Origin of the sequence: Pseudophaeobacter leonis, from assembly GCF_002087335.1 — a bacterium.
In the GTDB taxonomy this organism is placed as follows: Bacteria; Pseudomonadota; Alphaproteobacteria; order Rhodobacterales; family Rhodobacteraceae; genus Pseudophaeobacter; species Pseudophaeobacter leonis.
In genome coordinates, this window is the sequence record NZ_MWVJ01000070.1 from 1 (window position 1) to 12018 (window position 12018).

Sequence of the window (12018 nt, forward strand, 5' to 3'; positions counted from 1 at the left end):
CCGCGGCATCCATGTAAAAGGCTACGCCCTGAGCGACCCCGGTGATCATAGCCAGCGGGCTGACGGCGCCCGGCAGAATGCCCAGATGCTGCATCAGGCGCTCGCTGGACCCAAAGCTGAGCCCGCCTGACCCGATCTCTTTGCTTAGCGCCTTGAGGTCGATGTCACGATCCTGTTCAACCGTGATCAGGTAGTTGCGCTTTTTGCGATCCCGCAGATAGAGGTTCTTGATCTTCAGGCAGGTCACATCCGGCTGTGCCATCTCTCTCTCAACCTGCTTGGCCTCTTCCACCGTGCGCAGGGGGCACATGGGTGAACAATGTATAGGGCAGCCCCCACTCTGTGAGCTGCGCCAAAAGCCTATCCGAGCTGATTGGCAGGGCGTCATGCGGGTTGGTAGCGGCGTCCATCTAAGATCTCCTGCAGGGGCTGTTTCACATCCTGTGCAGATCACGCCGAATAGCCAAAAGGTGCAAGGGGCGAACCACCCCCTGACCGCAAGTAGTGCGTCACATTCGCCCGCTCGCCCTGCTGCTGGGGCAAAGCCGGCTATAAAGCCCCGTATAGAGCCGGGTAACAGGGCTAGTTTTCAGGCCCAGTTTTCAGGCCAGGACAAAATCGCCGCGCCGCACCTCCTCATAGTGGTCAAAGCGGGTCTCAAACCAGGCTGTGCCCCGGGTTGCCCTGGCCAGATTGTGACCCAGCTCGTCCTGAACAGCCAGCGGCAGCAGGGCTTCAAAGACATCCCAGCCCGCAGCGCCCTCTTCGGCGGAAAACCCGATAATCTGCCCCTTCAGGCCATTCACCACCGGCACCAGCCCGCCGGAAAAGATCGACGGCACATGGATCGACACCTTCATGATTGGTTGCAGTATCACCAGCCCAGCCTGACCCAGGGCCTCGCGCACAGCGTTTTTTGCAGCCATCCGAAAGGCAAAAACGGAACTGTCCACCGCATGATGCTTGCCATCTTTCAGGGTCACCGCAACATCCACCACCGGGTGGCCATTGTTGCCTTCTGCCGGAGCGTCCCGCGCTCCGGCTTCGACCGCGGGGATAGAGTTCTTTGGCGCGGCACCGCCCTTGACCTGATCGCAGAACTGCACCCCCGCGCCCCGCGCCAGGGGACTGATCTCAAGGCGCACATCGGCAAACTGACCAGCGCCGCCCGATTGTTTGCGATGTCTGTACTGGACCTCAACGGGTTTGGTGATGGTTTCACACAGGGCGGGCGGGACGATTTCGCCAATGGCCTCAACGCCAAATTCCGTCTCAAGCGTCGCCAGGAGTCGGCGCAGATGCAGCGGCCCCTGCAAATGCAACAAGGCCCGCCCGGAAATGGCATCCTGTTCCACACGCACCGCAGGGTCGATTTCAACCAGTCGTCCCAATGCGGCAGAAAGTCTGGCCTCATCGCGCTCATGCACCGGCATGACCAGGCGCCGGTAGGTAGACGGGCGCGGCTGCGCCCAGTCTGGCAGCGCCGTGCTGCCGTCGGCCGAATAGCAAAAACCCAGGTTCAGGTGATCAGATTTCACCGCCTTGCCCATGTCTCCGGGCAAAAGGTCGCCGCCCCTGTCGGCGCCAGCCGCACCAGTCGCGCCAGCCACCGTCCCCGTGGTAACCCCGGCAAGGCCGCCAAGAGAGCTGCCCCCAACCGGATTGCCGTTGCCAAGCGCCGCGTCAAAGAACCGAACCAGAACCGTTTTACCCAGATGTTTGACCTGATCGGCCAGACATCCCACCGCGATCACATCCCCCAGCTCTGACAGCCGCTCGCGGGTGGCCGTGACCTGAGGCACCTCGTGGCGCAGGGATTTCATCAGGCGCAAAATACCGTTGCTGTGTTCTGCGGCGCCCAACAGTGTTGGAAAAAGATCATTATGCTGCAGCACCCGCGTGGCAATATCATAGGCCTCTGCGGCCAGAACCTGCTGGTCGGTGATCAGCTCCTCCAGCAGATGGTCGTCAAAATCCGCCAGCGCCTCAAGCATCTCGGCACGGGCTTGCTGCTCGCGCCCCTGCATCTGCGGCGGCAGTTCAATCAGGGCCGAGGGCTGACCGGCAATGTATTTCCAGGCGCGCTCGGAAATCAGGTCCACCGCGCCGACAATCTGCCCCTCCTCACGGATCGGCACCTGACGCAGCACGAGACTGTGGTTGGCGTAGGTCTGTAGCGCGGCGACGATATCTGCGACCCGGCCGCGGGCCTGATCAATCCGGTTGATAAAAAGAATGACAGGTATACCCGCCTCTTCAAGGGTGCGCAGATAGGGCGCGGCCAGCACGGCAGCCTCGGCATCGGCCGGCACACAAAGCACCGCCGCATCGCTGGCCGCCAGCGCCGGCCCCGCCTGCGCCAGGTTTTCCGCCCCGCCCGCGACATCTATGGCGGCCCAGTCCTCTCCCATAAACGAAAAGGGCTGCGGGCTGCAACCGCTGCCGTCTCCTGCCGTTGCCCCATGGACCCGTCGAGGCCTGCCAGAGCCCTTGCAAGGGTCGTTTTGCCGGATTGCGACGGTCCTAAAATTGTAAATACGCGCATATCTCATGATCCTCCCTCAGCAGAATGGCGACCCGTAGACGGCGCAGGTGTGATCCACGCCGCGTGGTGATATAGCAACAGTGCGGCCTGCGTTCAGGCGCGTCGGCGCAACCCTGATTGGCCTGATGCAGCTGTCCTGATGCAGCTGGCCTGTTCTATGCAGCTGGCCTGATCTATAGAGGTGCCTCAAGACGTGAGACCCCTATGACGCTGGCCAGTCTCTGCTTAGTCGCCAGTCTCTGCCTGATCGTCCAGTCTCTGCCTGATCATCGCCATCCGCGCCATTTGCTGTCAAGCGACGCTGCGGCCAGCGCCCGTCAAAGGCGCGATAATTACGCAAAGCCCGCGCCGCATAGCGCCTTTGCCGCCTTCCACCGTTGACTCCCCCGGCCAATCGGCGTAACGCAACACCAACATCCGGAAGCCGTCTTATGTCTTCCGGTCCCTGGCCTGTCAGGGATCGCCCTCCACCAGCGTGTTACGCCCGTGGGGGCAATTCTGTATGGATTGCCTCGCGCCTGACACAACGACACGAGGGCACTTGCGCATGGGCGTCCCGCTCACCAGTTTGGGGATGTCTGAATTTGAAGTCGGCGAAGGAGGCCGTGAGCCATGTTTGAAAATCTATCCGAACGGCTTTCCGGAGTCTTTGACCGGCTGACCAAACAGGGTGCGCTCTCTGAAGAAGACGTCAAAACAGCCCTGCGTGAAGTGCGTGTTGCCCTGCTGGAGGCCGATGTCTCGCTGCCGGTGGCGCGCGATTTTGTCAAAAAGGTTCAGGAACAGGCCACCGGTCAGTCAGTGACCAAATCGGTCACACCCGGCCAGCAGGTTGTCAAAATTGTCCATGACGCACTGGTGGACGTGCTGCGCGGCAATGAGGACCTCGGCACGCTGAAGATCGACAGCCCGCCCGCCCCGATCCTGATGGTGGGTCTGCAGGGCTCTGGTAAAACCACCACAACCGGTAAGCTGGCGAAACGTCTGAAGGAAAAAGACGGCAAACGCGTGCTGATGGCCTCGCTTGACGTCTACCGCCCGGCGGCGATGGAGCAGCTGGCGGTGCTTGGGGCCCAGATTGGCGTCGACACCCTGCCGATTGTTGCCGGTCAGAAACCCGTGGATATCGCCAAACGCGCCAAACAGCAGGCTGCTCTTGGCGGCTATGACGTCTATATGCTCGACACCGCCGGCCGGTTGCAGATCGACGAAATCCTGATGCAGGAAGTCGAAGACGTGCGCGATGTGGTCTCGCCCCGCGAAACCCTGCTGGTGGTTGATGGCCTGACCGGTCAGGTCGCGGTTGAGGTCGCCGAAGAATTTGACGCCAAGATCGGCATCTCCGGCGTGGTGCTCACCCGGATGGATGGCGACGGCCGTGGCGGTGCAGCCCTGTCCATGCGGGCCGTCACCGGCAAGCCGATCCGCTTTGTTGGTCTTGGCGAAAAGATGGACGCCATCGAGACCTTCGAGCCCGAGCGCGTCGCAGGCCGCATCCTTGGCATGGGCGACATTGTTGCGCTGGTAGAAAAGGCCCAGGAAACCATCGAGGCCGAACAGGCCGAGCGCATGATGAAGCGCATGATGAAGGGTCATTTCAATATGAATGACCTGAAACTGCAGCTGGAGCAGATGCTGCAGATGGGCGGCATGGAAGGCATGATGTCGATGATGCCCGGCATGAATAAAATGGCCAAACAGGTGCAGGAATCGGGCATGGACGACAAGGTGCTCAAGCGCCAGATCGCCATGATCCAGTCGATGACCAAGAAAGAGCGCGCCAACCCAGGCCTGCTGCAGGCCAGCCGCAAGAAACGCATCGTGGCCGGCGCCGGCATGCAGGTCTCTGATCTGAACAAGCTTTTGAAAATGCACCGGCAGATGTCGGACATGATGAAGAAGATCGGCAAGATGGGCAAAGGCAAGATGCTGAAAGAAGCCATGAAAGGCATGCTTGGCAAAGGCGGCGGCATGGGAGACATGGCGGGCATGGATCCCAGCCAGATGGACCCCAAAGCGCTGGAAGCGGCCGCAAAGGCCATGGGCCAGGCCAAAGGCATGCCCGGCGGTCTGCCCGGTCTTGGCGGCATGGGTGGCATGGGTCTGCCCGGCGGCCTCTCTGGTTTTGGCAAAAAGAAGTAACATGACCCAGGTCCCCACCATAGAAACGCAGCGCCTCGTGATGCGCGCGCCTATGCTCGAAGATTTCGAGCCGCTCTGCGCCTTCTATGCCTCTGCGCGCGCTGAATTTGTCGGCGGGAAAATGGAGCCCGAGCAGGTCTGGCGGCATCTCGCGGTTGAGATCGGCCATTGGCAGATGCTCGGTTATGGACGCTGGACGCTTGAGGAAAAAGAAACTGGCAAAGCAGCCGGCATCATTGGCTTGTGGAACCCCGAGGGCTGGCCCGAGCCGGAAATCGGCTGGGGCCTGTTTTAAGGCGTTTGGCGGCAAGGGCTACGCCACCGAGGCCGCAACAGCGGCGCGCGCCTATGCCTATGAGGCCCTGGGCTGGAAAACCGCGATCAGCCTGGTCGCGCCTGAAAATCACGCCTCGCGCAGCGTGGCACAGCGCCTTGGCGCCACCCGTGATGGTGATTTTACCCATCCCCGGCTCGGTTCTTTGGAGATCTGGCGTCATATCGGCGCGGATGATCTGACATCCGGCGGACTGGAGGGCTACGCATGAGCGCGATGACCCTGCCTATTCCGGTGCTCGACACCCCCCGCCTGACCCTGCGCGCACCACTGCTGGGCGACCTCAAAGCCATGGGTGCGTTTTTCGAGACCTAGCGCAGCCCCATCGTTGGCGGCCCCCGCGATGCCATGGGCAGCTACACCTCGCTGGTCTCGCGTTTGGGGCATTGGGTGCTGAACGGCTATGGCCTGTGGCATATCGTCGAAAAGACCTCGGGGGCCTTCATCGGCTGGACCGGCGTCATTTTTGCCCCCGCTTGGTCGGAACCGGAGCTGGGCTGGAGCCTCTTTGCGGATGCCGAGGGCAAGGGCTACGCCTTTGAGGCCGCCACTGCCGCGCGCCGCTATGCCGCCAGCCATCAGAACCTGAACGGCGTGATCAGTTATATCGCCTGCGAAAACGCCCGTTCGCTGGCACTGGCCGCACGGCTTGGGGCGCATTTTGAGCGCGACTCGGACCTGTTGGGCAAGCCCTGCCAGATCTGGCGCCATCCGAAACTGGAGGTTTCAGCATGAGCCGGAGCATTCCTGTCATCGAGACCAAGCGCCTGATCCTGCGCGGCCCCGAAGCCAAGGACTATCCCGATTTTGAGGCGACGTTCTCCTCGTACCGGGCGCGGTTCATGGGTGGTCCGCTGAACACCTATGAGGCCTGGATGCTTTATGCGGCCGAAATCGGCCACTGGCAGATCCACGGCTTTGGCATGTGGATGATCCACGACAAGGTGACGGATGAGACCTACGGCATGGCCGGCGGCTGGATGCCCGCAGGCTGGCCCGAGCGTGAGATCGCCTGGATCATCTGGCCCGACGCGGCAGGCCGGGGCTACGCGCTGGAAGCCACCAATGCTGCCCGCAGCTATTTCTATGACACCGCGGGTTGGGAGACGGCTGTCAGCTATCTCGACCCAAAGAACCTTGATTCGATCCGTCTGGCCGAACGCCTTGGCGCCACCAAGGACCACGAGGCTGCCACCATTGATGGCAATGACGCGGTCTACCGGCACCCCTCGCCTGCGGCGCTGCGGGGCAGCCAGATCGCGCATGGCATCGAGATGGAAATCAGCCACTACGCTGATCCGCTGTTCAAACCAAAAGGATGGGCCCTTGACTGACACCGTAAACCCACCCAAGGACGGCCTCGACGATGTGGCCCGCGCCGCAGAGATCCTGATGGGTCACCGCGAGAGCATCGACCGGCTCGACGCCATCCTCGTCTATACCTTAGGCGAGCGCTTTAAACACACACAGGCCGTTGGTCAGCTGAAAGCTGAACATGACCTGCCGCCCTCGGATCCAACCCGGGAAGGCGCGCAGATCGCACGGCTCGAAGATTTGGCGAAACGGGCCAACCTGGACCCCGATTTTGCCAAGGCTTTCCTGAATTTCATCATTCAGGAAGTCATCAGACACCATAAGAAACACCAGGAATAACAGGGATATCCCTGTAAACGCCATCAAAGGAGACTACACTCATGGCTATCAAACTTCGTCTGGCCCGTGGCGGCTCGAAAAAACGCCCCTTCTACCGCATTGTGGCTGCTGACAGCCGCATGCCACGTGACGGCCGTTTTGTTGAAAAGCTCGGCACCTACAACCCGCTGCTGCCCAAAGACAGCGAAGAGCGCGTGAAAATGGACATGGAGCGCGTTCAGTACTGGCTCGGCCAGGGCGCACAGGTCACCGACCGTATCGCCCGTATGCTCGAAGCAGCAGGCGTCCGTGAAAAGACCGACCGCTCCAACCCTAAAAAGGGTACTCCCGGTAAAAAAGCCGTGGCACGCGCTGAAGAAAAAGCAGCCAAGGCTGCGGCACCTGCCGACGCGGAATAAGAGCATGGGGTCGCGGGACCTGCCCCTCACGGGGCCCGAGGGAGAGGCCTGTACTGGCGCTTTTCCCGACGCGTTCCGCGCCCAGCTTAACCAACTCATGCGGCAGCGACGCGATGTGCGCCGCTTCCGCAGGGATCCGGTTGATGAGGCAGTGCTCGCGCGCTGCCTCACGGCCATCCGGCTGGCCCCCTCGGTGGGGTTAAGCGAACCCTGGCGCCTGTTGCGCATCACCAGCGATGCTGCCCGCGCGGCCGCCCTGAAGAATTTTGAAAAAGCCAATGCCGAGGCCCTGGCCGGGTATTCTGGCGCGCAGGCCAGTCTCTACGCAGGCCTAAAGCTGTCGGGCATGCGCGACGCCCCGGTGCAGCTGGCGATCTATTGCGATGACGAAACCGCCCAGGGCCACGGGCTTGGCGCGGCCACCATGCCCGAGATGCGGCGCTACTCCGTCGTCTCTGCTGTCACCCTGTTCTGGCTGGCCTTACGGGCCGAGGGGCTGGGTCTTGGCTGGGTCTCGGTGCTGGACCCGGCGCAGTTGAACCGGGATTTGCAGGTGCCTGCCGGCTGGCATTTGGTCGGCTATTTCTGCATTGGTCATCCCGAAGAGCTCTCGGACAGTCCCGAGCTGGAGCGCAAGGGCTGGGAAAATCGCCAGGACAGCCTGAAGATAGAGACACGCTAGGTACATGGGGGGCTTGATCCGTCTTGTATTTTTTGTTGGGATCGCCTTATCTCGGGCATTCTGTTTGAGCGCAGCCATCAAAAGGACCTATGCGCATTATCTGGCGGCCAATGGATGCGCGCCGGGTTCTGTGCCGGAGAGTGAACCCATGAGTGCCCACCCAGACGCCCCCTGAGAATGATCTGATCTGTGTCGGAGCAATTGCCGGATCTTATGGCATACGCGGTGAAGTCCGCCTCAAGAGTTTTTGCGCCCAGCCCGAAGAGATCGAGGCCTACTCCCCGCTCACCAATGAAGACGGCAGCCAAAGCTACAGCCTGACCCTGAACCGTGCGGTCAAAGGCGGCTATAGCGGTCATATCGACGGCATCGAGACCAAGGAACAGGCCGATGCCCTGAAGGGTTTGCGCCTGTTCACCTCGCGCGACCGGCTGCCCTCGCTGCCCAGCGACGAGTATTACCATGCCGACCTGATCGGGGTGCAGGTCTATGACACCGGCGGTGCCTTGCTGGGTGTGGTAAAGTCGGTGCAGAACCATGGCGCCAGCGATCTGTTGGAACTGCAGGGCGAAGGCCTCAAAGGCACCGTGTTCCTGCCCTTTACTCTGGATGTGGTGCCCACGGTGGATCTGGAGCAGCGCCGTATTGTCGCCGACCCGCCTGAAGGCTTGTTCTAGCCCCCGCAGTGCCCTGCGCTGTTGCGCCCTCAACAGAAATTTTCTGGAAACAGTCCATGAGCACCCCCAGCAAAACACCGCCCAGCAAAACTCCTCCAAGCAAATCCCACGGCCGCAAGGCCATCCGCGCCTCTTTTAAGCCGCGTGAGCTGATGACGCCCACGCCCGAACTGGCCGGGGTCTGGAAGGCAAAGATCCTGACCCTGTTCCCGACAGCCTTTCCCGGCGTTTTGGGCGAAAGCCTCACGGGCAAAGCCTTGCAAGAGGGGCTCTGGCAGCTGGAAACCGTGGATCTGCGCGAGTTTGGTGTGGGCAAGCATCGCAATGTCGATGACACCCCGGCAGGCGGCGGCGCCGGCATGGTTCTGCGCGCCGATGTTTTGGGCACAGCCATAGATCAGGCGATGCAGGACACCACGGCGCCGCAGGGCGGCAACTGGCCGCTGATTTACCTCAGCCCACGCGGGCGTCGCATGGATCAGGCGATGATGCAGGATCTGGCGCGCTGCGATGGCATAACCCTGCTCTGTGGTCGCTTTGAGGGCGTCGATGAGCGGGTGCTGGAGCATTACAACATCCAAGAGGTCTCGCTGGGCGATTTTGTCATGACCGGCGGCGAGCTGGCTGCACAGGCCCTGATCGATGCCACCGTGCGCTTGATCCCCGGTGTGCTGGGCAATCAGGCCTCAACCGAGGAAGAGAGCTTTTCTTCCGGCCTGCTGGAGCATCCGCAGTATACCCGTCCGGCGGAATGGCGCGGCCGCACAATCCCCGATGTGCTGATGTCGGGCCATCACGGCAAGGTGGCAGAGTGGCGTCAGGAGATGTCGGAAGAGATCACCAAGGCGCGCCGCCCGGATCTGTGGCAGGCCTATGAGGCCAGCAGACCGGCCGCAAAACCCAAGCGCAAAAAGAAGTGACGCTTAGTCAACCACGACACAGCCCCCCCTTCTATGCATCATGTCTGCAATCATTTGACAGTATAGCTGCGGCTGCGCAGACCGGGGAGAGACGTGATGGCTCGAGTATTACTACGCCTGCTGGCAGGACTTGTTCTGGTCATTGTGGTCCTGCTGGCCGTGCTGCTGTTCAACACGCTGCGCTATACGCCAGAGGCTCCTGTCGCCAGTGGCGAGATCTATGATCTGGGGGCCGATATCGAACAGGCCACAAAGGATCTGTCGGACGCGGTAACATTTCGCACTGATTCCACTGATTTGAAACACCCGGATTTTGCTGCGTTTCTGACTTTTATTGAGACCCGATACCCACTGGTCCACAGCACTATGAGCCGCGAGGTTCTGGCCCGCAAAACCCCGCTTTACATGTGGCAAGGCAGCGACCCTAATCTGTCCCCGATCCTGTTGGCCGGCCATTACAACGACGTTGTGCCCATTGCGCCCGGCTCGCATGATTTGTGGGAGCATGAGCCATACTCTGGTGTAATCGACGATGAATTTGTCTGGGGGCGTGGCACCCTGGATGACAAGGGCGCTGTTATCGCCATGCTGACAGCCGCCGAAAAGATGATCAAAGATGGCTTTACCCCAAAGCGCACCGTCTATTTCAGCTTTGGCGGTGATGAAGAGGTTGGCGGGCTGGGCGCCATGGCGGTTGCGGTGCACCTCAACCAACTGGGGATCGAGCTGGACTGGATGCTGGATGAAGGCTCTTTTGTGCTCGACAAAGTCATCCCCGGCCTGGATCAACCCGTCGCCAGCATCAACCTGTCGGAAAAAGGCTATGTGACCCTGGAACTGGTGGCCAAATCCGCAGGCGGGCATTCTTCGATGCCACCGCGTGTGACGGCCGTGGGCCGTATCGCCAAGGCGGGTGGCCGGTTGCAGGACACCCCGGTGCCCGGAGGCCTCAGCGGCCTGTCAGAAGAGTTTTTTGACACCTTGGGGCGGCATTTTTCCTTTGAGCAACGGGTGGTTTTCGCCAATCGCTGGCTGTTCAGGCCGCTGCTGGAAAACATCCTTTCCGGCTCTCCCACCACAGATGCCATGCTGCGCAGCACCACTGCGCCGACAATGCTGACAGGGTCGAGCAACGACAATGTGCTGGCTGCTGAGGCCTCTGCCAAGATCAATTTCCGCATCCATCCGCGCGATACTGTGGCCGATATCGTGGCCCATGTGCGCCGCACCATTGATGATGCGGAAATCGAAATTCGCTATGACGAGAGCCTCGCCAACCCGGCCTCGCCGGTGTCCTCCTCGGACGCGACGGGCTATAGCGATATCAAATCCTCGATCCTGGATGCCCGGGCCCCTGGCCACGGTGCCCGGGCTGACCATCGCCGCCACCGATGCACGGCACTACGGCAAGGCCGCCAAAAACGCCTACCGCATCAATCCGTTCAAAATCGAAGGCTCGGATCTGGCGCGGTTCCACAGCACCAATGAGCGGCTGTCGATCGAGAACCTGGAAGTCGGCATCAATTTCTATGGTGCCCTGCTGCAAAAGCAATAAACAAAGGCCTCTGAGGCCTGCGGGCTATTGATCCGGGCCCGCATATACCCTACAGACCGGCTACCTGGATTCGCTTTTGCGGATCCGGGGCGTTGGTTATTGGACCGCTCATACCTGCCCGGCCTTCTTCGGCCATCGCAGTGCGGCCCATACCGACACATTAATGAACGGACGACTTTACCTCTGGCGGGCTGCACCATGCGGGACCCGGTGAAGACCAAGAGCTCTGAGGACGCGCAAATACTTCGTGGAAAAACCGCGAGCAATTTAGGAGACAGCGATGAACCTGATCGCACAGCTGGAGGCGGAACAAGTTGCCGCCCTGGGGAAAGACATCCCCGATTTCAAAGCCGGTGACACCATCCGTGTCGGCTACAAAGTGACCGAAGGCTCGCGTTCGCGGGTACAGAACTACGAAGGCGTTTGCATCAGCCGTAAAAACGGCTCAGGCATTGCCGGTTCCTTCACGGTCCGCAAGATTTCCTTTGGTGAAGGCGTGGAACGTGTGTTCCCACTGCATTCGACCAATATCGACAGCATCACCGTTGTACGTCGTGGCCGCGTGCGTCGCGCCAAGCTGTACTACCTGCGCGCCCTGCGCGGTAAGTCCGCACGTATCCGCGAAGATGCAACCTACAAAGCCAAAAAAGCCTGAGGAGCGGTATCATGAAAAAAGATATTCACCCCGATTACCACTTCATCGACGTCAAAATGACCGATGGCACCGTTCTGAAGATGCGCTCCACCTGGGGCAAAGAAGGCGACCAGATGTCGCTGGACATCGACCCCACAGTGCACCCTGCCTGGACCGGTGGTAACACCCGTCTGATGGATGCCGGCGGCCGCGTCTCCAAGTTCAAAAAGAAATACGAAGGCCTGGGCTTCTAAGAACCCTGCCTTTTGCGTTTCGAAAAGCCGCTCCATTTTGGGGCGGCTTTTTTGTCAGCCCCTCGCACTGCGAAGGGTGAGGGCAAACAGGAGAGACGGCAGCAGTGAGCGCACGCCCTGCCCCCAGGCCCCGTCATAAAGCCCCGCCGTAAAGCCCCATCGCAAAACCCCGCTGCAAAACTCCATATCAAAACCCTGGTCCAAACTGCGAAGCAATCGATCTG

13 protein-coding genes and 2 pseudogenes are annotated in these 12018 nt (G+C 60.8%); 13 read left to right on the plus strand and 2 right to left on the minus strand.

The features are described from left to right. Both B4968_RS15330 and B4968_RS15335 read right to left on the minus strand, forming a co-directional pair. A pseudogene (locus B4968_RS15330) lies at positions 1-410 on the minus strand (YbaK/EbsC family protein); the annotation flags it as partial. Positions 411-602: 192 nt separating this feature from the next. Then, positions 603-2545 (minus strand): annotated as a pseudogene (locus B4968_RS15335) (elongation factor G). Positions 2546-3157: 612 nt separating this feature from the next. On the opposite strand from B4968_RS15335, the gene ffh reads away from it, so the two are divergent. The 13 genes from ffh to rpmE all read left to right on the plus strand — a co-directional run bounded on the left by ffh (position 3158) and on the right by rpmE (position 11794). Beyond that, the gene (gene ffh / locus B4968_RS15340) at positions 3158-4687 is read left to right on the plus strand and encodes a signal recognition particle protein (RefSeq protein WP_083100356.1); all 1530 of its coding nucleotides are present in this window, start codon (positions 3158-3160) and stop codon (positions 4685-4687) included. Between the two features lies 1 nt (position 4688). Next, positions 4689-4982 (plus strand): GNAT family N-acetyltransferase, encoded by a 294-nt coding sequence (locus B4968_RS25800; RefSeq protein ID WP_338153280.1) that lies wholly within the window; start codon positions 4689-4691, stop codon positions 4980-4982. Continuing rightward, a complete protein-coding gene (locus B4968_RS25805) occupies positions 4924-5232 on the plus strand; it encodes a GNAT family N-acetyltransferase (RefSeq protein ID WP_338153281.1) in 309 nt (102 codons plus the stop codon). Before B4968_RS25800 ends, B4968_RS25805 begins: the two co-directional genes overlap by 59 nt. Before the next feature lie 137 nt (positions 5233-5369). Continuing rightward, a complete protein-coding gene (locus tag B4968_RS15350) occupies positions 5370-5756 on the plus strand; it encodes a GNAT family N-acetyltransferase (protein ID WP_338153282.1) in 387 nt (128 codons plus the stop codon). Further along, positions 5753-6355 carry a GNAT family N-acetyltransferase gene (locus B4968_RS15355; RefSeq protein WP_083100357.1) on the plus strand — a complete coding sequence of 201 codons (603 nt, stop codon included), beginning with the start codon at positions 5753-5755 and terminating at the stop codon, positions 6353-6355. Before B4968_RS15350 ends, B4968_RS15355 begins: the two co-directional genes overlap by 4 nt. Beyond that, positions 6348-6674, plus strand: coding sequence for a chorismate mutase (locus B4968_RS15360; protein ID WP_083100358.1), 327 nt, complete (start codon positions 6348-6350; stop codon positions 6672-6674). Before B4968_RS15355 ends, B4968_RS15360 begins: the two co-directional genes overlap by 8 nt. A gap of 41 nt (positions 6675-6715) precedes the next feature. Beyond that, positions 6716-7072, plus strand: a complete 357-nt coding sequence (gene rpsP / locus B4968_RS15365; protein WP_083100359.1) for a 30S ribosomal protein S16 — start codon at positions 6716-6718, stop codon at positions 7070-7072. 4 nt (positions 7073-7076) lie between these two features. Further along, the gene (gene bluB / locus B4968_RS15370) at positions 7077-7754 is read left to right on the plus strand and encodes a 5,6-dimethylbenzimidazole synthase (RefSeq protein ID WP_083100360.1); all 678 of its coding nucleotides are present in this window, start codon (positions 7077-7079) and stop codon (positions 7752-7754) included. 152 nt (positions 7755-7906) lie between these two features. Further along, positions 7907-8431, plus strand: a complete 525-nt coding sequence (gene rimM, locus B4968_RS15375) for a ribosome maturation factor RimM (protein WP_083100361.1) — start codon at positions 7907-7909, stop codon at positions 8429-8431. 56 nt (positions 8432-8487) lie between these two features. Next, positions 8488-9351, plus strand: coding sequence for a tRNA (guanosine(37)-N1)-methyltransferase TrmD (trmD, locus tag B4968_RS15380; RefSeq protein ID WP_083100362.1), 864 nt, complete (start codon positions 8488-8490; stop codon positions 9349-9351). A 96-nt stretch (positions 9352-9447) separates the two neighbouring features. Next, on the plus strand, positions 9448-10839 hold the full coding sequence (locus B4968_RS15385; RefSeq protein WP_241525780.1) for a M20/M25/M40 family metallo-hydrolase: 1392 nt from the start codon (positions 9448-9450) through the stop codon (positions 10837-10839). A 347-nt stretch (positions 10840-11186) separates the two neighbouring features. Further along, positions 11187-11561: a 50S ribosomal protein L19 gene (gene rplS, locus B4968_RS15390; protein ID WP_083100363.1), complete on the plus strand. Its 375-nt coding sequence runs from the start codon at positions 11187-11189 to the stop codon at positions 11559-11561. A gap of 11 nt (positions 11562-11572) precedes the next feature. Next, the gene (gene rpmE / locus B4968_RS15395; RefSeq protein ID WP_083100364.1) at positions 11573-11794 is read left to right on the plus strand and encodes a 50S ribosomal protein L31; all 222 of its coding nucleotides are present in this window, start codon (positions 11573-11575) and stop codon (positions 11792-11794) included. Positions 11795-12018: the final 224 nt, after the last annotated feature.